Genomic DNA, 20,315 nt, shown 5'->3' with positions numbered 1-20,315 from the left:
CCTTGTAAAATTAGCGTACACCGCTCTCTTTCATATGTTACTATAAGTATATGAGTCTAGATTTCCCTGATTAAAAGATGTAAGGAGTGTCTGTAAATGGCAGAGAAAATGAACGTGGAAAGCTTCAACCTCGACCATACGAAAGTAAAAGCCCCATATGTACGCCTTGTCGGAGTAACAGAAGGCACAAATGGCGATAAAGTATATAAATATGATATCCGCTTCAAACAGCCGAACAAGGCTCATATGGAGATGGATGGCCTTCATTCCATCGAGCACCTGATGGCCGAAAATATCCGCAACCACATGGATAATGTCCTTGATATCAGTCCGATGGGCTGTCAGACAGGGTTTTACCTATCCATATTGAATAATGATGACGATGATCTGGTACTGGATACATTGGAAAAAACATTGAATGACGTACTGGAAGCTACAGAAGTTCCTGCATGCAATGAAGTGCAGTGCGGCTGGGCAGCCAATCACAGCTTGGAAGGTGCAAAAGAAATCGCCCGCGAAATGCTGGAGCACCGTGATGAATGGAAAGATGTCTTCGGAGACGAAGCCTGATTTCAACGAGGCGAATCACTTGCCTTCCGTGAGATAAATAGGAAAGACAAACAGCAGTCTGTCAGCTATTGATGGAACTGCTGTTTTTTTGGGGATGGAGGCAGAGATGTATGGTGCGTGCCTGTTATCGAGACCGGTTGTTTTGCCATAGCCTCTGCCTCCATTTATAATGAATCAAAAAAGGGGACGAGAAATGTGTGTCTGATCAATTTTCACTTCCAGGAGCACCCGGTCTACCCACTGATTGTGGCGGCAAACCGGGATGAGTTCTATGACCGGCCCACTAAGCCTGCCCATTTTTGGGAGGATGAACCGAATATCCTTGCCGGCAGGGATTTAGAACAGATGGGTACATGGCTTGGGATCACCAAAGATGGAAGATTCGCAGCACTTACCAATTATCGCAACCCGGAACATATGAAAGCCGGAAGCATCTCCCGGGGCGAGATTGTCAAGCAATATCTGAGCGGAAATGCAACACCAGAGGAATACATACAGAGGCTGCAAAGGAACAGGGATAAATATACGGGCTTCAATTTGATTGCAGGCAATAAAGACAAGCTTCTTCATTACAACAATGTATATGATGACATCACTGAGGTGGGACCAGGTACACATGGGCTGAGCAATGACACACTGAATACGCCATGGCCGAAAGTGGGCAAAGGAAAAACAGCCTTGCAGGAGTATGTGGACTCCCATGAAACCATGCAGCCGGACGCATTGTTTTCCATCATTTCCGATGCAGAAAGGGCACCAAAGGAACAGCTTCCTGACACTGGTGTCGGCATGGAGATGGAGAAAAGATTGTCCCCCCTCTTCATCCAGCTGCCTGATTACGGCACCCGCTCCTCCAGCGTCCTGCTGATCGACCATTCCAATAACGTGACATTCATCGAGCGGAGCTTTCAAGAGGGCCAGCCAACCGGGGAGAGGCGATTCGATTTCCAAATCGGCCAATCATAATCATATCCATATATAATAAAGGACCAGCAGATGCTGGTCCTTTATTATTAATTCCTAATTTGCCCGGTCCCTTTGATGAAGAATTTGCTTGATGTCAAAGCCGGCAGTCCCATCGGCCCTCTTGCATGCAGTTTTTGCGTACTGATGCCGATTTCAGCTCCATAGCCGAATTCCGATCCATCGGTGAATCTCGTAGAAGCATTATGATATACCGCAGCAGCGTCGACATTTTGCTGGAACTTGGCGGCATTTTTTTGATCCTCTGTGACGATTCCCTCTGAATGCTTTGTGCCATATGTGTTGATATGGTCGATGGCTTCCTTCGTATCGCCTACCAGCTTCACACTGATGGTAAGCCCCAGATACTCTGCATGCCAATCCTCTTCCGTTGCCTGTTTCGCTTGTGGAAAGGCCTCCGTCACCGTATCGTCTCCGTAAATCGCGACATCCTTTTCGGCCAATTTCTCCAGTAACCCCTTCCCGTATTCCTTGAACCAGGCTGGATGGATGAGAAGCGATTCAATGGCATTGCAGACGGACGGGCGCTGCAGTTTGGCATTGAGCACGATTTCCTCAGCCATTTCCTTGTCTGCTGATTCGTCAATGTAAAAGTGGCAGTTGCCTGCACCTGTTTCAATGACAGGCACGGAGGATTCACGGACCACGGTGTCGATCAAATTCTTCCCACCACGCGGAATCAGTACATCCAAGTATTCATTCAATCGGAACAGTTCCTTGGCCGTTTCCCTGTCCGTATCCTCGATCAGTTGTACAGCATCCACTGGCAGGCTGCTTTTCTCCAGAGCGGTATGGATGGATTTCACCAAGGCGATATTGGAAAACTTCGCAGAGGAACTTCCCCTTAAAACCACAGCATTGCCTGTCTTCAGGGACAATGTTGCTGCATCGATGGTCACATTCGGTCTTGCTTCGTAAATCATGCCCACTACCCCGATCGGAACCCGTTGCTTTTCGATATGCAGACCATTGTCTTTTTCTACCGTTTCCAACACTTCTCCGATAGGATCTTCCATTTCCACCAGTTGTTGAATGGCATCCGCCATATCGCTGATCCTTGCTTCACTCAGCAGGATCCGGTCAAGGATGGAATCGGACAGCCCCTTCTCTTTCCCCTGTTCGATATCCTTGGCATTTTCCTCGAGAATGTACTTCTGATCTGCCTCCAACTGGCCGGCAATCAATTCAAGGGCATGGTTCTTCTCTGCGGTCGTCACCCCCATCAGCTCATAACTCGCTGTTTTCGCCGCCTTCCCTTTCGTCTGCACTTCGGATACTACTTTTTCCACGATATCTCCTCCTCCGTTTTTTATGGTGACCAGGCTGGCTCCTTTCTCTGAAATGCTCAGCCCGGATTCTTCCCTTTATACTTGCACCCAGCCTTCCCGATGGATGACTTCCACGAATGATAGAATGCTAGTATGATGTTCTTCCTTGTTCTCCATCGCCTTTTTCAACTCATCAGACGAGCAGTTGATCTCTCCTTTGCCTATCTGGCCATGTGTACCGAACACTTGGACCACATCGCCCTTCTGGAAGGTACCTTTCACCTTGAATACACCAGCAGGGAGCAGACTTTTTCCATTATAGAGAATTGCTTCTTCCGCCCCCTGGTCGACATAAATGATGCCATTTGGGTCGGAATGAAGAGCGATCCATTGCTTGCGTATATTGACCGGTTTCAGTGACTGGTTGGCGATATAGGTTCCATCTCCATGCCCTTCCAGTACATCCACCAATTTTCTGCTTCCTGTGCCGGTCCCGATGAACACAGGCACCCCAAGGGACATGGCTGTTTTGGCGGCAAGCAGTTTCGATTTCATTCCGCCGGTTCCGACTTTGGAGCCATTGGCGTCTGCCGCCCCGATCATCGGTTCCGTGACCTCCTGGAGATAATCATACTTGATCGCGGATGGATTGGTCCGCGGATTTCCGTTATACAAACCGTTGATATCCGTCAGTATGATCAGCTGGTCGGCATGGACGAAACCGCTGACCAAGGCTGACAGCATATCATTGTCACCGAATGTCAATTCATCCACGGATACCGTATCATTCTCATTGATGATCGGGATCACCCCGCGTTCCAGAAGCTCTATGGTCGTCGCTACTGCGTTTTTGTAGCGGTCCCTGTTGGAAAAGTCATGCCTGGTCAGCAGCAGTTGAGCTGCAGTCAGCTGATGCTCCATGAATTTTTCATTATACGTCTGGACCAGCAACCCTTGGCCGATGGCTGCCGCTGCCTGTCTTCCCTTGATGGTGACAGGACGCGAACAGTACCCAAGTCTGGCAAACCCGGCTGCAACCGCTCCGGAAGAGACCAGTATCACTTCATGCCCTTCCCTGCGCAGCTCAGCCAGTGCGCAAACATGTTCATTCAGTCTACTTTCATCGATTTCTCCCTTGGTATTCGTCAGCGAACTGCTGCCGATCTTCACCACAATGCGTTTTTTCTTCATGACGATAACTCCCGGTTCTGAATTTTTGTTTGGTATCCATGAGGGTAACCCACAATGGACATTCGACTATTCTCTTATTCTATCAAAAAAGGCCCTGCTCATCCTGTATAAAAAGGACGAAAGAGCCGACTTCCGCGGTGCCACCAATTTTTGGATGCGTACATCCCACTTTGCTCCGTTAACGCCGAAGAGGCGCCCGCAGTTTTTACCCTGCAGGACTCGGGATGCACGTTCTGCATGCTGTTTGCGACCGGACCTTCCAGCTTAGAGATCCAGCTCTCTTTCGCCACGATGCATGCGTACTACTCATCCGTCTGCGTTCCATCTTGTTGATATCATTATGGAAAGAAACGGACAAAAAGTCAATAGATAAATAAATATTTATGAGAAAAAACTTATATTTATGCATTCTTATGTTTTTTTATAAATGGACCCTATGACTTGAATAACAGGGCTGACTTTCCCTTATGTAAAATTGGCCGGTAGATTAGTCGGTGTCCGTATACATGGATATTCAGCATTTTTCTGCATTTCAGCATGGTGGACAGAGAAAATTCACCTCCCTTGATCATGCCGCTTCTACCTAATGTGGTTGATGCATAATAAGGAAGGAATTAACATACCAGGCATTATGCCAGCGATAATGTGCGATTCTTGATGATTGTGGCGTGTCACCTGCTAATTCCGACTGCCTCCTGCTGATAACTGCGCGCTACTGCCGATTACGGCTGCCTCCTGCTGATAACTCCGCGCTACTGCCGATTACGGCCGCCTACTGCTGATAACTCCGCGCTACTGCTGATTACGGCCGCCTACTGCTGATAACTGCGCGTTGCTGCCGATTACGGCCGCCTACTGCTGATAACTCCGCGCTACTGCCGATTACGGCCGCCTCCTGCTGATAAACCTGCTCTCCTGCTGATTTCCTCGACATGCATGCAACACCCATAAAACAAACCAAGCCTCCTCGAACTCCATGTTCGAGAAGGCTTGCGAAGAATCATTTTAAAGGGATATACCCAACCAATTTCATTAACCGGCTTTGCTTTCGGATACTTGATATTCATTCAGAGATTTTTGTTTGAACAACTGGCGTACAAACCAGGCAGCTACTATCACCCAAATGATCGATCCGAGAATCATGGAGATTCCATAGTCCATATGGAAGCCTTCCGGTGCGTAGAATACATAGGTGCTGACCACTGCTGTCATGAACAATGCCGGGATGCTGCAAATCCAATGGAATTTATGGTTTTTCAGCAAGTACATCGCGCCTGTCCAAAGCATGACAGTCGCTACTACCTGGTTGGACCAGCCGACATATCTCCATAGGAAATTGTAGTCGATCATGGAAAGGAACAGTGCTGGCACAGCAACCGGGATGATCAGCAGTCCAAGCGCCCACTTTTTCGTCATATCCGTTTTGGTCAATTGGCTCAGCAGCTCTGCCAGCATCATTCTGGAAGAGCGCAAGGCCGTATCACCTGTCGTGATAGGCAGAATGACAATTCCCATGATGGCAAGAATTCCGCCGAATACACCAAGTGTCGAGATGCTTATTTCGTTCACCACGCCTCCAGGTCCGCCTGCATCCAATGCAGCCTGAAGTCCGCCTGTACTGCCGAAGAACGTCATGCCGGCAGCCGCCCAGACCATGGCGATGACTCCTTCACCAATCATGGCGCCATAGAACACTTTCCTTCCTTCGCTTTCCTTCTTCAAGGTCCTTGCAATGATCGGGCTTTGCGTACTATGGAAACCGGAAATCGCCCCACAGGAGATGGTCACCATCAATAAAGGCCAGATCGGCAGTTCGCCAGGGTGCAAGTTGCTCAGTGTCAGGTTCGGAATCGGTTCTTCAAAGAAGAACATCCCTATACCGATGGATACGGCCATGAAGATCAATATGGCTCCGAATACCGGATAAACTTTCCCGATGATCCGGTTGACCGGCAGAACAGCTGCCAGAAGCAGATAGGCAAAGATGATCAGCAGGCATGTCATGAAACTCAATGGAGTCAATGAAGAGATCAGCTGTGCAGGTGCTGCAGTGAATGCTGCTGCCACCAGGATCATCAGACAGATGGATAGAATCGTTGTAAGTACCTTTGCATATTTTCCTAAGTATCTTCCCACCAAGGATGGAAATTGTGCTCCTCCATGCCTCAGCGACATCATGCCGGAAAAATAGTCATGAACCGCTCCGGCGAAGATGCAGCCGATGACGATCCAGATGAAGGCCACCGGTCCATATAGCGCTCCGAGTATTGCTCCGAAGATCGGGCCGGTTCCAGCGATATTCAATAGCTGTATCAAACTTCCTTTCCACCAGCTCATCGGCATAAAGTCCATGCCATCATTTTGGGTATATGCAGGTGTTTTCTCTTCATCCTGGATACCGAAAATTCGCTCGACCACCTTCCCGTAGACGATGTATCCTGCAATCAACAGGACAATGGAAACGATAAATGTAGTCATCGCTGAAACCTCCTTTTTCTAAATAATTTATAATATGCAGTATATTACTCCTCCACTCGACAAAAATCAACCTTTTTACGTAAATTTTCTTATAATTCTTACTAAAACGCTTTCAAACTTTCCGCCAGCTGGCAAAGTTAACTTAATTTATTGACATTATGCCAACATCTGCTATCCTGTAAATTATTTACTATATTAATATCTGTAGAAAGGGGTAGAGAAAAATGCTGCAAGCTCACCACATACCGTCGAATAAACTGCATGCGGAAGAACGCATTTTGAATGTACAGGAGGCCTTGCCTCATGTTTAACATATTGATTGCAGACCCATTGAGCGAAGATGGAATCCGTCCGCTGAGAGAAGCGGAAAACATGAACATCGTGGTGGATACCGGTTTGGAACCAGGAGAACTGATGGAGAAAATCGGGAAGTTCGATGCCCTGCTTGTTCGAAGCCAAACGAAAGTGACACGTGAGATCATCGAACAGGCCTCCAACCTGAAAATCATCGCCCGTGCCGGTGTCGGTGTAGATAATATCGATTTGGAGGCAGCTACCGAGAACGGGATCATCGTGGTCAACGCCCCGAACGGCAATACCAATTCTGCCGCAGAGCACACAATGGCCATGATCATGTCCCTTTCCCGCAATATTCCACAGGCCTATCTATCCTTGAAGAACCAAAAATGGGACCGGAAGAAATATGTCGGTGTGGAAGTGAAGAATAAAACCCTCGGTATCGTCGGGTTGGGCCGGATCGGTGCAGAAGTGGCCTACCGTGCGAAAGGGCAGCGGATGAACATCATGGCCTATGATCCATTCCTGACCAAGGAGAAGGCCGATAATATGGGGATTGGCTATGGTACCTTGGATGAAGTACTCCAAGCAGCTGATTTCATTACCATACATACACCTCTTTTGAAAGACACCAAGCATATGATCAATGCCGATGCATTTGACAAAATGAAGGACGGTGTACAGATCGTCAACTGTGCACGGGGTGGAATCATCGATGAAGATGCTCTTTACAATGCGATCGTTTCCGGGAAGGTTGCCGGAGCTGCCATGGACGTTTTTGAAGAAGAGCCGTTTACCGACCACCGGCTGCTTGAGCTCCCTGAAGTGATTGCAACACCACATCTGGGTGCCAGCACATTTGAAGCACAGGAAACAGTAGCCGTCGATGTGAGCCATGATGTTGTCGGTTTCCTGAATGGAGACCCGGTCAAAAACCCGGTCAATCTCCCTTCCTTGCCGAAAGAGATCCTGAACACCATCGAGCCGTATTTCAACCTCTCGGAAAAATTGGGAGAATTCCTGATCGGCAGGACCGAAGAAGTCGCCGAAGAAATCAATATTTCCTATGCAGGAGACCTCTACGATGTTGAAGTAGCCCCTCTCACAAGGAATGCTGTGAAAGGCTTCTTGAAACGTCACCTGGGCGATCATGTGAATGATGTGAATGCCCTGTATCTGGCGGAACGCAAAGGCATATCCATCCATGAAAACAAAACAGCCTCCACGAAGGGCTTCACCAACTTGATGAGTGTGGAAGTCGTGACCAAATCCGGAAAACGCAGTGTATCAGGTACTCTGCTCAATGGACTTGGTGCGAGAATCGTGAAGGTGGACGGCTATAATGTCGATGTTACGCCGAAAGGGCATATCGTCGTCATCAACCATAAGGACATCCCTGGTGTCATCGGGAAAATGGGTTCCTTGCTCGCCAAGCATGAAATCAACATCGCGACCATGCAGGTGGACCGCTCCGATGTCGGCGGCAAAGCCATCATGATGCTGACCGTGGACAGGCATCTGGACGAGAAAGAACTGGATACGCTGAAGGAACTGGAAGAAATCAATGAAGTGACCGCCATTGATTTGTAGAAGCAAAGCGCTTTTATCCGTATAGTCGCTTGTTTGCAAACAAAGATCCCCGCAGGCCGAATAGACGGCAGCGGGGATTCTTTTTATTCCTGATTGATTCTATCCAGTAATGGAACCAACTCTTCAAGCTTGGATATTTCATAGGTGGGTGTCACTTCTTCTGCTGTTTTTCCTTTTCGGTTGACCCACACGGAATCGATGCCGGCGCGATTGGCTCCCAATATATCTGTCAGGAGATTATCACCGATCATCAACACCTCTTCCTTCTCCGCTTCGAGAAGACCAAGCGCATGCTCGAATATTTCTGCAGCAGGCTTTCCTTTCCCGAAGGCCCCCGAAACAAGGATCTCATCAAAGTAAGGAACAAGTTCGGGCGTGATATCGAGCTTGATTTGCTGCAAATCAGGGGAACCGTTGGTCAATAGCAACAGATTGTATGTATCCTTCAACTGATCAAGCACCGTAAAGGTATCATCGTATACATAGGCATTTTCTTTTCGCTTCTGGGGAAAAGCCAGTGCCAGTTCCCCGCCGAACTTTTCATTCTCCACGCCGGTTCTCTTCAACCCCCTGGTCCAGGCCTCTTTCTGGTAAGCAGGAGCGATTTCCTTCAGCTTGGCGAAATCCTCCCCATCATCCGGAAAGGTCCCCCATAATCCTTCAAAGGGATTGATGCCGATCATTTTAGTGAACTCGAAGGTTTCATAGGAAGCATAAAGCTCCCTTGCCTCATCGCGTACATTCTCCTCCAGCTTATCCGGATCGATTCCGTATTTCTCTTCAGCAATCGCGCATGTTGCACGGAATGCTTCTTTGACACTTTTTTCATCCCATAGAAGGGTGTCATCCAAGTCGAACATCAATGTTTTTTTCATGTGTGATTTCCTCTTTTCCATATGATTGTCCTAACCAATAGCATAACATTTTTCATAAGCAGGAAAAAACTGAAAATTGGGGGTTGCCATTATTTTAAATTAGGTTTAACATAGTTAGTAAAAATTCAACAACAAGGGGATAGTAACATGGAAGAATGGACAGTAAAAGTAGAACAGTCTGACAACAAAAAGGAAAAACCCGATACAGAGCAATTGGAATTTGGCAGAAGCTTCACAGACCATATGTTTGTGATGGATTATTCAGAGCCAGTCGGCTGGCATGATGCGCGGATCGTCCCTTATCAGCCGCTGACCATCGAGCCGTCCGCCATGGCCTTCCATTATGGCCAGTCCGTTTTCGAAGGCATGAAGGCTTACCATGCACAAAATGGGGATATCCAATTATTCCGCCCGGATAAAAACCTCGCGCGCCTTAATCATTCAAACGACCGCCTCTGCATTCCGCCTATCGACGAGGAATTCGTACTGAAGGCAATCAAGCAGCTCGTATATATGGATAAAGAGTGGATTCCTAAGGCGGAAGGCACCTCCCTTTATATTCGTCCATTCATCATTTCCACGGAGCCATACCTTGGTGTAGCTCCATCCCACCACTATAAATTGATCGTCATCCTTTCACCGGTCGGCGCTTATTACAAAGAAGGGATCAACCCAGTGAAAATCGCCGTTGAGAACCACTATGTACGTGCCGTAAAGGGCGGCACAGGGGAAGCAAAGACCGGAGGAAACTATGCATCAAGCCTGAAGGCCCAGGAAGTGGTCGGCAAACAAGGCTACTCGCAGGTACTGTGGCTTGATGGAGTCGAAAAGAAATATATTGAAGAAGTCGGCAGCATGAATGTATTCTTCAAAATCAATGGAGAAGTCGTCACACCTGCATTGAACGGAAGCATCTTAAGCGGGATCACCCGTGATTCCGTGATTGAAATGCTGAAGTACTGGGATATCCCGGTATCCGAACGCCGCATTTCCATGGAAGAATTATATCAGGCTTACCTGGACGGACAACTGGAAGAAGCTTTCGGAACAGGCACAGCGGCAGTCATCTCGCCGATTGGTGAACTGGCATGGGAAGGGAAAAAAATCCATGTCAATGAAGGAGAGATCGGAAATGTTGCCAAGCGGCTATATGACACGATGTCCGGCATCCAATACGGCAAAGTCGAAGACCCATTCGGATGGATAGTAAAAGTGAAAGAAGCAGCACCAGTAAAATAATAGGCTGCATGCGAGAACCCCGGCCGGGCAGCCGGGGTTTTTTCATGGTCGCGCATATCTTCCCTTCCCAGTATCCTATTATTTCCGGAACAGCTTGGAAAGCAGCCAGAATAGAAGCACGATCATGGAGGATCCGAGGAAAAATGCAAGAAATCCCCAAAGACCGGCCATGGCATCAGCAAACTCCATATTCCCCCGATTGGTGATTGCCTGCTGCAGTTCGATCGCAAAGACAAGAACCACCATCACTGTAAATGTATAAATGAAGGACAGGATTGCAGTCCTGCCTTTCATATGCTCAAACAACTTGAAACATACATAGACGAAGAAATACGTAATGATTCCAATGAAGCCGAAAATCCAGAAATGGAGCTCCTTGTCCGTCATATAGACACCGAACACGTCTATCAAAAGGTCATGTATCGTATTGACCGCTTCGGCGATCACCAGAATAATTTCCCTCATGCGTCCCCTCCATATCTCTTTTACTCTCATTATCGCAGAAATTCCTGCAATTCTCCAATTGCCTCCTGCAGCACTTCCATTCTCCTACGATGCGCAACCCGTTATGAATGGCGTACTGGAATCAGGGAAACATAGGGATGAATCAATTTATAATGGAAAGGAGTGGATGATATTGAGATTTATGACCGCCCTTGTTATAAAGTTCGCTATGATAACAGCTGTGTTATGGATTGTACTCGGCGGGTTCTACGATGTTTCATTCGGGGACATCTTTGCCACTAGTCTCATTCTGACCGCACTAGCCTTTCTGGCAGATGTCTATCTCCTCCCGGTCATTGAAAACTTCGGTGCCACCTTGGGCGATTTCGGGCTTGCTTTCGCAGGTGTATGGGTTCTTGGGAACTATCTGTTCGAAGAGACAATCCCTCTTGGCACCGCTACCTTGATCTCCGCGTTGATTATCGCGGCAGGAGAATTCTTCTTCCATCAGTATATGGAAAATGCAGTATTCGAAAGAGGTGGCCATGACAGAACAGAATATAGGCGTAGGGACGATAAACTGCAGACTGAATTCGGAGAAGACATGGACACCGATGCAGAAAGACGCAATCGGAACGAAGAGAAGTAGACTGATTCTGCCGACAAAAGCATAAATTCCGCCTAAATACACCATTGTCCCTCACTAAATCCCCCCTCCACCATATCCTATTAGTGATCCCATGGATAAAGGAGGGAATATGTATGAGCTACGGCGGCGGTTATGGCAACGGTAACGGCTTTGCTTTGATTGTCGTGCTCTTCATCCTGCTTATCATCGTTGGAGCAGGAGGCTATGTCAAAGGCTTCGGCGGAGGATATTAATCCTATAGCTGGATAGAGTGCGAATCAAGGAATGCAACGGCAGACCAAGCGCCTCCCCTTGGTCTGCCGTTATGTATATTACGTGAAGACATACCCTTTAATTTTTGTGCATGGTTTGAAAAAAGAGGGACAAACTATCTATCGTAGCGGATTTGCTGCAAACTTAAATACACAGGAGGATTCCATTCATGGACAATCGTAATAACAACCGCAACAACAACCGTAACAACAACCGCAACAACAATCAGGAAGTGAACAATGTAGAATTCGCGAACGAAAACGAATTCATTGACAACAACGACCTGAACAACAACCGCAATAATAACCGTAACAGAAACCGCAATAACAACAAGAACAATAATAACAACCGCTAAATTCCACAGAAGCCTGTATCCATCAAGGATGCAGGCTTTTATATAGGTATAAATTTCTCCGTGGTGCAGAACCTAACGAAAACTGGACACATGAGGAGGCATCCACACACATGAAAGCTGTCACCTATCAAGGAAAATACAAAGTTGCCGTCAAGAAAGTACCATTTCCAGTCATAGAAGAGCCACAGGACGTCATCATCCGGATTACATCCACTGCCATCTGCGGTTCTGACCTCCATTTATATCAAGGGAACATGCCTACACCGATCGACTACATCATCGGGCATGAACCTATGGGAATTGTGGAGGAAACCGGGCCAGACGTGACAAAAGTGAAAAAAGGAGATCGAGTGATCATTCCTTTCACCGTTGCCTGCGGGGAATGCGCCTATTGCAACAGCCACTTGGAAAGCCAATGCGACAACTCCAACCCGCACTATGACTCAGGTGGCTATTTTGGATACACGGAGAAATTCGGAAATTATCCAGGAGGGCAAGCAGAATACCTGCGGGTGCCATTCGGCAACTATACGCCGTTCTTGGTGCCAGAGGATGCTGAATTGGAGGATGATCAGCTGTTGTTCTTATCAGACGTCCTCCCAACCGCTTATTGGAGTGTAGAAAACGCGGAAGTGAAAAAAGGCGACACGGTCATCGTCCTCGGCTGTGGCCCGGTCGGACTGATGGCACAGAAATTCGCCTGGCAGAAAGGCGCGGAACGGGTCATCGCCGTCGACCATTACGACTACCGTCTTTCCCATGCAAAAAAAATCAATCAGATCGAAGCATACGACTTCACGGAATACGATGATATGGGAGAAACATTGAAAGAGCTGACCAAAGGCGGTGCAGACGTGGTCATCGACTGTGTCGGTATGGACGGGAAGAAATCGCCGCTTGAATTCGTCGAACAGAAGCTGAAACTGCAAGGAGGAACACTGGGGCCGATCCAGATTTCCACCAAAGCAGTGAAAAAAGGCGGCATTGTACAGCTCACCGGGGTATATGGCGGATTATACAATATGTTTCCGTTGGGTCCTTTCTTCACAAGAAACATCACATTGAAAACCGGACAGGCACCTGCGCGCAGTTATATGAGAACCATTTACGACCAAATCAAGGCTGGGGAGATCAATCCACGTGAAATCATCACACATACCCTTCCACTGGACCAGGCCGATCACGGCTTTGATATCTTCAACAGCCGTAAAGACGACTGTATCAAGGTGGTTCTGAAGCCATAAGATTTTCCAACTACCATAGAGAAAGCACATCTCCCGCAGGAGATGTGCTTTTATCTGGGGTTACTCATATTCTTTTTCCAACGTTTTAGTGCTGCGCACCGTATCGATCGGGCGCACCATTTTCTCAATCTGCTCCCGCTCCGACTCGAGGAATGGTGGCAAGGACAATTTTTCTCCGAGTGTTTCATATGGTTCGTCCCCCATGAAACCAGGCCCATCGGTTGCAAACTCAAATAGAATCTGTGGTGCAACACCAGCATACAAGGATTCAAAGAAGTGACGGTTCACATAACCGGACGTGCGAAAACCGAATCCTTCCATCCGCTTGGTCCAATGATCCAGCACATCACGGTTTTCCACACGGAAGGCAGAGTGATGGACCGTCCCATACCCTTGGCGAGCGTTCGGCAAGTCATCATTTTTCTCTACGATCACCCTGGCGCCGTTACCACCCTCCCCTACTTCAAACAGATGGTAGTCTCCGTCCGTATCTATCTCTTTGAATTGCAGCACCTTTTCCATCATTTCCTTGAAGTAGTCAAAGTTGGCGATCCTGACATGGATCGGCCCCAGCCCAGTAATGGCGTACTCCAACGGAATTGGACCGTCCTGCCAAGGGATGCCGGCTTCCACACCGTCAAGACCTTCATCGGACACAAGCTGATACTGTTGATCATCAAAATCGGTAAACGGAAGTGTCTTTACACCGAATTGCTCCTGTATCCCTTCATTCTCCACTTCCAGCCGGTTGAACCGCTTGGCCCAGTAATCCAAAGCTGCATCACTCGGGACGCGGAACGATGTCCGATAAATTTCATTGGTCCCATGCTGGCCTTTCGGTATGCCTGGGAAATCAAAAAATGTCATATCTGTCCCAGGATTGCCCTCGTCGTCTGCGAAAAACAAGTGATATGTCTGAATATCATCCTGATTGACCGTCTTCTTGACCAAGCGCATTCCCAGCACATAGGTGAAGAACTCATAATTTTTTTCTGCGGAACTGGTGATGGCTGTAACATGATGCATACCTTTCAACCCGTACATTGAACTTCCTCCCATATTGTATTTATAGATATATTTATCTGTAATTACGTTATTTTTAATTCAAAATTTAACATGTTGCAAAAGGCATGTCAACTTTCATGAATCGAAAGCATGAGGAGTAAATGAAAAGGGAATGGTAACCATATCCATCTTTAATGCTGGTAGGCTGGTATGCGGATGGTACGAGGGTGGTATCGGCAGGAGACCGGCGATATCGCCAGGTGCTCCACGATTTCAGCAGAAGAGCGGCGATATCGCCAGGTGTGCAGGATTATCCGCTGGAGAATAGCGATATCGCCAGGTGCGCAGGATGATCCGCTGGAGAGCGGCGATATCACCAGGTGCGCTGGGATATCAGCTGGAGAGCGGCGATATCACCAGGTGCGGAGGATTATCCGCTGGAGAACGTAGATATCGCCAGGTGCTCCACGATTTCAGCTGAAGAGCGGCGATATCGCCAGGTGCTCCACGATTTCAGCTGGAGAACAGCGATATCGTCAGGTGTGCCGAGATATCAGCTGGAGAGCGGCGATATCGCCAGGTGCTCCACGATATCAGCAGGAGAGCAGCTATATCGCCAGGTGCGCAGGATTATCCGCTGGAGAACGTAGATATCCCCAGGTGCGCTGGGGTATCACCAGGAGAGCAGCTATATCGCCAGGTGCTCCACGATATCAGCTGGAGAGCGGCGATATCGCCAGGTGCTCCACGATATCAGCTGAAGAATAGCGATATCGCCAGGTGCGCTCACATTATCAGCAGGAGAGCTTCGTTATCGAAGGAGAACCAAGGAGGATGATAGGAATGAATGACAATCTACGAGTTAGCCGGGTGGCGTTGATCGGGACAGGTTTTGTTGGATCCAGCTATGCTTTTGCCTTGATGAATCAGGGTATTGTCAACGACCTGGTTATGATCGACGTCAATAAAGATAAAGCTCAGGGTGATGCGCTCGATCTGAACCACGGGAAAGGTTTCGCCCCCAACCCGATGAATATCCGGTATGGCGAATATGAAGACTGCCGGAACGCAGACATTGTTGTTATTTGTGCGGGGGCCGGCCAAAAGCCGGGAGAGACAAGATTGGACCTTGTGGAGAAGAATTTGAAGATTTTCAAGGAGATCGTCGGAAACGTGATGGACAGCGGCTTTGATGGCATTTTCCTCGTGGCTACCAACCCGGTGGACATCCTGACCTATGCTACATGGAAATACAGCGGGCTTCCGAAAGAAAGGGTGCTCGGTTCCGGCACCATCCTCGACACTGCCCGTTTCCGCTATTCTCTCGGAGAATACTTCGATGTTTCCCCGAACAACATCCATGCCTATATTATCGGCGAGCACGGGGACAGTGAGTTGCCTGTGTACAGTTCAGCGGATGTGGGGACGATTCCACTCCGCAAATATATGGAACGGAGCGATGAATTCCAGACGGAAGATCTGGATGATATCTTCATCCAAGTCCGGGACGCCGCCTATCATATCATTCAAAATAAAGGGGCGACATACTATGGCATTGCCATGGGACTTGCGCGCATAACGAGGGCGATTCTAGCCAATGAAAATTCTATATTGACCATTTCTGCACACTTGGATGGTGAATATGGGGAAAATGATGTCTATATCGGAGTCCCAGCGGTCATCAATCGCAGTGGTATCAGAGAAATTGTCGAGCTCGATCTTGATGAAGAAGAGCAGAAGAAATTCCATCAAAGCTCAGAAATCCTCAAAGGCATTCTGGAACCATATTTCGATGAGGTACAGCCAGATTAGCAGGGAAGAGGATCAGTTCCTCATAGAGGAATTTCCACGGTCCTCCTAGACGAGAAGCAGCCTGCCAGGAACTATGTGTTCTGGCAGGCTGCTTCTACTTTCTATGATGAAAAAGTACCGTACCTGATGATTTCTTCCCTCGGATTATGTGTTTTGCTGTCTGGGACTTCTGCCGGATAACCGAGGCCGAGTCCAGCGACAATACGGATATCTTCCGGAATGCCGAGCAAGTTGCGTACATGGTCTTCCCTTGTCTTGGATTCTTCCTCGTCCTGTGCATTATATACGGCGCCGAACGCGGAGCCCAAGTCATTCTCCGTAGCCTCCAGCCAGATGAATGCACATGCGAATGAAGCATCCTGCAGCCAGTATTTGCTGACATCAGGCTTGCCCGTGACCACGATGGCCGCCTGTGCCTGCTTCATCCATTTCATATATGGAGTGGTATCTGCCAACTGATCAAGTGTTTCTCGATCTGTAACGACAATGAGGTTCTTCGATGGTAGATTATTTCCGGTAGGTGCATAATATCCTGCATCCGCGATTTGTTCCAAGACATCCGCCGGTACGGGATCCTCTTTGTATTTCGTAATCTCCCGCCGATCCTTGATTGCCTGAAAAACATCCATTCCTATCCCCTCCATTTCCATTTGTATAATGCAATCATAGCAAAAAACCGCGTAATTCACTAGGATTTATTGGGAAATTTGGGATAGAAAATGGAAGCAAACAGTCTGATGGGGAGGTTTATGTGGAAAAACATCAATCCCGATAAACCACCCGCGTACCGCATACCATGTCATGCAATGCCTTCTTCTCTTCATTCCATCCAGCCATCATATATCCGATCAAGAAGGTGATAGTGGACAGGAAGTAGGCCAACCATCTGCCAATAGATTTCCACAAGGTGACTTGCGTCATGTCCGTATTGACCACCTTTATCCTGCATGCCAATTTACCGGGTGATCCCATCAGATTGCTGGCGGTGAACAATATCACGAACACTACGGAATAAATCAGTCCGCCGATACTGTCGGCCATAGAGGACACTCCTACTGCTGCCGAAAAATACGCAGTATCGCCGATCAGTACAGCGATCAGGAGCGTAAGGACTCCGCTCAACAGGGAATCGACAAACAGTGCCAGAAACCGAATCCAGAAACCAGCTGGCTTCGGATGCATCCAACCACTCCCTTTCGAGGAATATTGATGACCCCGGTTGAAATCCTGTGTTTCGGCCACACTAACGAGGAGGATGGAGGTGATATTTGTGAAAGAGGATTACCGTGAATATAGAACAGGGCAAGGTGTGCCACATGATGGTGAATTCATCTGTCAGTCAGGGAAAAAAGCAACATTGGCTAAACATGAAACCTTTCCGTCCTGTCCGGTCAGTGGAAACGAAACGACCTGGAAACCGGAGAAACAGTAAAACAAGGGTAGCATCAAGCCGCCCTTGTTTTTATTCTGTAAATGATATGCGATGAAGGATTTGTCCTATGTTAAGTAGTCACTTTTCCTCCCCATACCTAATCCCGCCGGTAAATGAAACGAGTATATATGTAATAGAATTCACTCATAGGTCTGCACGAATAACCCATCACCCTCCAGCCATTCGGCCAGGAATACGTTTTTTCTACGGTTGATTCCCTGCTTGGTGAGTTGCGTCTGCAGCCAAGCTTCGTCAAAACCCGCTTCCTCCAACTCATCCCATAGTATCTTGCCATCCCGAATGAAGGTGATGGGAACCTCCACTTGCTGTATCGGCATGTGGAAATCATCTTGGACCGTTTTTTGGTATTTGGATTTCTTCAAGACACTGATTGCCCCATTTGCCTCCAGATAACAGAAAGCTACCTCCCTTACAGAGAAAATTTCACTCTGTCTCAGTAGGCTCTGCAGCTGATTGAGATTCATCCCATTTTTCCGGAGAGCTTCCCGGCTCACCATTCCCCTTTCGATCAATGCAGAAGGTTTGCCCTCCGACACTCCACGGAACCAAAGGAATTTCTGTCCCATATACTCGACAAAAACCAGGAGTCCTCCCCATAGTCCCATGGCATACATGATATAAAACAGTCCCACCGTCTCCTCATAAAGCGCATTTCCTAATAATTCACTCAATACAATGGCCGCGATGAAGGTGAACGGTGTGACCTGGTTGATGATCTTCTTCCCGGCAAATTTGATGATCACAAACAACAGGAAAAAGCCGACAAGTATCTCGGTCGTCAATGAAACAATATCCATTCGACATGCTCCTAACAATCATATCCATCATTCCATCATCATTTATTGCCATGTTTCTTCATGGGCATACAGGAAGTAGAGGCGATTCTCCACGTTGAAAAGAAGCATGGTCGTTCACCCCGGGTGTTTAGTGATTTGCTTAGGTTACCTGCTCCTTAAATCATTCCGAACATGAACATATAAAATAAAGCCGAAGGAACAGACGCGATGACCGCCCATAAAGGACGCAGGTAATGCAGACGAAGGAACAAGAACATGTGGATCAGAAAAAAGGAAGACCAAAACAGGTTCCAACCATGATCATAGGTGATGACTCCCAAACGATAAGCGATCATCTCAAGCACCAGATAAATGGCCACCCATTTTGCATAATGGATGATTCTCCAAAGCAGTGTCTCCGGATAATTGCTTAAAAACAAAAAAGCGGAAAATGGATAAAGAACCACGGCATGAAGCAGGAGGACCCCTAAATCATCCAGGAAGAAGTCAGGGTGGATCTTCCACAGATAGTAATACTCATTGGCTACAGCTTCATAGGCCAAATCAGCAATCGCCATGATCAACATCGTCGGATAATACTCTCTGATATGGTCCCAATCCCCCCACCGTAGCAGCGCAATCAATAGACCTGTTGCTAATGCAAGATGGATGGCCCTCACCCCTTTTCCTTCCTCATACGTAGATATAATATTCCACATCTTCCCCTCCTTTATGTACATCATTATGGAGAAAATGGGAAACCCTAGGATAAAAAGGAGGCCAATCATGGAGGTGAAAAAAGAAGCAGGCATATTATATAATGAATTATCGCAGTTGTCACAAAATCATCTATTTTTCTGGAGTCAGGAAATCCTGTTCAGCTGGCACTGGTGGATCAGTGTAGCGCTCTCCCTTCTCCCCTGGTTGCTCTGGTGGTTTTTCCGGCCTAGGGAGAGTACGATGCGCCTGCTTACGGTCGGTTTTTTCATCATGCTCCTCTCCACGGTCCTTGATTTGGTCGGCCTTGCTTGCGGATTTTGGTATTATCCTTATCAAGTGACTCCATTCTTCCATGGCTTTCTTCCTTGGAATAATACGCTGATGCCAGTCACTGTGATGCTGTTGCTTCTTGTGCCCAGGTTCTCCCTGCTTTCAAAAGCAGTCACTTTCGGGTTGCTTACCTCCTTTGTCGGCGAGCCTCTCTTCATCTGGATGGGATTATATGTACAACTGGGGTGGCATCACTTCTATTCGCTGCCCATCTACACGATGCTGTATATTCTTTCCCATCTTATCTTCCATGCAACGTCTTTCAAGAGACCAGCACCTTGTTTAAGAAAACAGTAGGACAAAAAAACCAGCCTTCTTCCGCAAAAGGCTGGTTTTTTTTCTGCTATTTCACAATGAGAACCTGGCAATGGGCATGATGGACGACTGTATTGCTCACACTGCCAAGGAACAGTCGCTTCATCCCGCCAAGCCCCCGGCTTCCCATGATGATCAGGTCCATATCATGATCTTCGGCATACTCACATAACATGACGCCCGCATTCTTCTGCGAATGGTCAAGGATGACATCTGCCACTGTTTCCACGTCTTCTGCGGCGATTTCACTCCGGATTCCTTCCAATACAGGCCGGAATTCCTCTGCCACTTCCATGGCAATACTCTGGGATATTGCTGAATTCGTGCTTGGTCCTGCCGGTGTAATCACACAAATGACATGGGCTTCTGTTTCCCCGTAAACGGCTGCCTGCTGTTTTGCTTCTTCTACCGCCTGCTTGCTCAAATCGGAACCATCATATGCGACAAGAATCCTTCTGCTCATCATGA

25 protein-coding genes are annotated in these 20,315 nt (G+C 47.8%); 13 read left to right on the top strand and 12 right to left on the bottom strand.

Annotation, left to right across the window (positions count from 1 at the left end; genetic code table 11):
* The first annotated feature begins 96 nt into the window (after positions 1–96).
* Entirely contained in the window at positions 97–570 is a 474-nt protein-coding gene (locus ACFOGI_RS00640) for an S-ribosylhomocysteine lyase (RefSeq protein ID WP_390266847.1), read from the top strand.
* Between the two features lie 195 nt (positions 571–765).
* A complete protein-coding gene (locus tag ACFOGI_RS00635) occupies positions 766–1,536 on the top strand; it encodes an NRDE family protein (protein ID WP_390266844.1) in 771 nt (256 codons plus the stop codon).
* 47 nt (positions 1,537–1,583) lie between these two features.
* On the opposite strand, the gene ACFOGI_RS00630 is transcribed toward ACFOGI_RS00635, so the two are convergent.
* The 4 genes from ACFOGI_RS00630 to ACFOGI_RS00615 form a co-directional block, all read right to left on the bottom strand.
* Positions 1,584–2,777, bottom strand: coding sequence for a glutamate-5-semialdehyde dehydrogenase (locus ACFOGI_RS00630; protein ID WP_390267035.1), 1,194 nt, complete (start codon positions 2,775–2,777; stop codon positions 1,584–1,586).
* 141 nt (positions 2,778–2,918) lie between these two features.
* Complete coding sequence (gene proB, locus ACFOGI_RS00625; RefSeq protein WP_390266841.1) at positions 2,919–4,013, bottom strand: glutamate 5-kinase; 1,095 nt, start codon at positions 4,011–4,013, stop codon at positions 2,919–2,921.
* 802 nt (positions 4,014–4,815) lie between these two features.
* Positions 4,816–4,947, bottom strand: a complete 132-nt coding sequence (locus tag ACFOGI_RS00620; protein ID WP_390266838.1) for a hypothetical protein — start codon at positions 4,945–4,947, stop codon at positions 4,816–4,818.
* Positions 4,948–5,045: 98 nt separating this feature from the next.
* Entirely contained in the window at positions 5,046–6,491 is a 1,446-nt protein-coding gene (locus tag ACFOGI_RS00615) for a carbon starvation CstA family protein (RefSeq protein ID WP_390266835.1), read from the bottom strand.
* Positions 6,492–6,794: 303 nt separating this feature from the next.
* Here ACFOGI_RS00615 and serA point away from each other — a divergent pair, with 303 nt between their 5' ends.
* A complete protein-coding gene (gene serA, locus ACFOGI_RS00610; RefSeq protein WP_390266832.1) occupies positions 6,795–8,378 on the top strand; it encodes a phosphoglycerate dehydrogenase in 1,584 nt (527 codons plus the stop codon).
* 83 nt (positions 8,379–8,461) lie between these two features.
* Here the strand turns inward: serA and ACFOGI_RS00605 are convergent, their stop codons facing one another.
* Complete coding sequence (locus tag ACFOGI_RS00605; protein WP_390266829.1) at positions 8,462–9,253, bottom strand: HAD family hydrolase; 792 nt, start codon at positions 9,251–9,253, stop codon at positions 8,462–8,464.
* Between the two features lie 147 nt (positions 9,254–9,400).
* Between ACFOGI_RS00605 and ACFOGI_RS00600 the strand changes: the two genes are divergently transcribed.
* A complete protein-coding gene (locus tag ACFOGI_RS00600; protein WP_390266826.1) occupies positions 9,401–10,492 on the top strand; it encodes a branched-chain amino acid aminotransferase in 1,092 nt (363 codons plus the stop codon).
* A 78-nt stretch (positions 10,493–10,570) separates the two neighbouring features.
* On the opposite strand, the gene ACFOGI_RS00595 is transcribed toward ACFOGI_RS00600, so the two are convergent.
* Positions 10,571–10,957, bottom strand: coding sequence for a hypothetical protein (locus ACFOGI_RS00595; RefSeq protein ID WP_390266823.1), 387 nt, complete (start codon positions 10,955–10,957; stop codon positions 10,571–10,573).
* A 181-nt stretch (positions 10,958–11,138) separates the two neighbouring features.
* On the opposite strand from ACFOGI_RS00595, the gene ACFOGI_RS00590 reads away from it, so the two are divergent.
* The 4 genes from ACFOGI_RS00590 to ACFOGI_RS00575 all read left to right on the top strand — a co-directional run bounded on the left by ACFOGI_RS00590 (position 11,139) and on the right by ACFOGI_RS00575 (position 13,436).
* Complete coding sequence (locus ACFOGI_RS00590) at positions 11,139–11,585, top strand: YndM family protein (RefSeq protein ID WP_390267032.1); 447 nt, start codon at positions 11,139–11,141, stop codon at positions 11,583–11,585.
* Between the two features lie 113 nt (positions 11,586–11,698).
* On the top strand, positions 11,699–11,818 hold the full coding sequence (locus ACFOGI_RS00585; RefSeq protein ID WP_390266820.1) for a YjcZ family sporulation protein: 120 nt from the start codon (positions 11,699–11,701) through the stop codon (positions 11,816–11,818).
* Between the two features lie 188 nt (positions 11,819–12,006).
* Entirely contained in the window at positions 12,007–12,192 is a 186-nt protein-coding gene (locus ACFOGI_RS00580) for a hypothetical protein (RefSeq protein WP_390266817.1), read from the top strand.
* 110 nt (positions 12,193–12,302) lie between these two features.
* Positions 12,303–13,436, top strand: a complete 1,134-nt coding sequence (locus tag ACFOGI_RS00575) for a zinc-dependent alcohol dehydrogenase (protein ID WP_390266814.1) — start codon at positions 12,303–12,305, stop codon at positions 13,434–13,436.
* Positions 13,437–13,496: 60 nt separating this feature from the next.
* Here the strand turns inward: ACFOGI_RS00575 and ACFOGI_RS00570 are convergent, their stop codons facing one another.
* Complete coding sequence (locus tag ACFOGI_RS00570; RefSeq protein ID WP_390266811.1) at positions 13,497–14,480, bottom strand: ring-cleaving dioxygenase; 984 nt, start codon at positions 14,478–14,480, stop codon at positions 13,497–13,499.
* A 188-nt stretch (positions 14,481–14,668) separates the two neighbouring features.
* Between ACFOGI_RS00570 and ACFOGI_RS00565 the strand changes: the two genes are divergently transcribed.
* From ACFOGI_RS00565 to ACFOGI_RS00555, 3 genes are all read left to right on the top strand, one after another.
* Positions 14,669–14,794: a hypothetical protein gene (locus tag ACFOGI_RS00565; protein WP_390266808.1), complete on the top strand. Its 126-nt coding sequence runs from the start codon at positions 14,669–14,671 to the stop codon at positions 14,792–14,794.
* A gap of 27 nt (positions 14,795–14,821) precedes the next feature.
* The gene (locus tag ACFOGI_RS00560; protein ID WP_390266805.1) at positions 14,822–15,091 is read left to right on the top strand and encodes a hypothetical protein; all 270 of its coding nucleotides are present in this window, start codon (positions 14,822–14,824) and stop codon (positions 15,089–15,091) included.
* A 193-nt stretch (positions 15,092–15,284) separates the two neighbouring features.
* Complete coding sequence (locus ACFOGI_RS00555; RefSeq protein WP_390266802.1) at positions 15,285–16,253, top strand: L-lactate dehydrogenase; 969 nt, start codon at positions 15,285–15,287, stop codon at positions 16,251–16,253.
* A gap of 101 nt (positions 16,254–16,354) precedes the next feature.
* On the opposite strand, the gene ACFOGI_RS00550 is transcribed toward ACFOGI_RS00555, so the two are convergent.
* Together ACFOGI_RS00550 and ACFOGI_RS00545 are read right to left on the bottom strand one after the other, a co-directional pair.
* Entirely contained in the window at positions 16,355–16,882 is a 528-nt protein-coding gene (locus ACFOGI_RS00550; RefSeq protein WP_390266799.1) for a nitroreductase family protein, read from the bottom strand.
* Between the two features lie 133 nt (positions 16,883–17,015).
* Positions 17,016–17,435: an RDD family protein gene (locus tag ACFOGI_RS00545; protein ID WP_390266796.1), complete on the bottom strand. Its 420-nt coding sequence runs from the start codon at positions 17,433–17,435 to the stop codon at positions 17,016–17,018.
* 79 nt (positions 17,436–17,514) lie between these two features.
* On the opposite strand from ACFOGI_RS00545, the gene ACFOGI_RS00540 reads away from it, so the two are divergent.
* Positions 17,515–17,685, top strand: coding sequence for a hypothetical protein (locus ACFOGI_RS00540; RefSeq protein ID WP_390266794.1), 171 nt, complete (start codon positions 17,515–17,517; stop codon positions 17,683–17,685).
* 140 nt (positions 17,686–17,825) lie between these two features.
* On the opposite strand, the gene ACFOGI_RS00535 is transcribed toward ACFOGI_RS00540, so the two are convergent.
* Positions 17,826–18,503, bottom strand: a complete 678-nt coding sequence (locus ACFOGI_RS00535) for a DUF421 domain-containing protein (RefSeq protein ID WP_390266791.1) — start codon at positions 18,501–18,503, stop codon at positions 17,826–17,828.
* Positions 18,504–18,658: 155 nt separating this feature from the next.
* Positions 18,659–19,201, bottom strand: a complete 543-nt coding sequence (locus tag ACFOGI_RS00530) for a CBO0543 family protein (RefSeq protein ID WP_390266788.1) — start codon at positions 19,199–19,201, stop codon at positions 18,659–18,661.
* Positions 19,202–19,268: 67 nt separating this feature from the next.
* Here ACFOGI_RS00530 and ACFOGI_RS00525 point away from each other — a divergent pair, with 67 nt between their 5' ends.
* The gene (locus ACFOGI_RS00525) at positions 19,269–19,829 is read left to right on the top strand and encodes a CBO0543 family protein (RefSeq protein ID WP_390266785.1); all 561 of its coding nucleotides are present in this window, start codon (positions 19,269–19,271) and stop codon (positions 19,827–19,829) included.
* A 46-nt stretch (positions 19,830–19,875) separates the two neighbouring features.
* Here the strand turns inward: ACFOGI_RS00525 and ACFOGI_RS00520 are convergent, their stop codons facing one another.
* A complete protein-coding gene (locus tag ACFOGI_RS00520; protein WP_390266782.1) occupies positions 19,876–20,310 on the bottom strand; it encodes a universal stress protein in 435 nt (144 codons plus the stop codon).
* Positions 20,311–20,315 lie beyond the last annotated feature (5 nt).

Source organism: Virgibacillus xinjiangensis, assembly GCF_042643145.1.
GTDB lineage: Bacteria > Bacillota > Bacilli > Bacillales > Amphibacillaceae > Virgibacillus_O > Virgibacillus_O xinjiangensis.
Note: the sequence above shows the minus strand (reverse complement) of the source record. Positions and strands in the feature narration are given on the sequence as shown.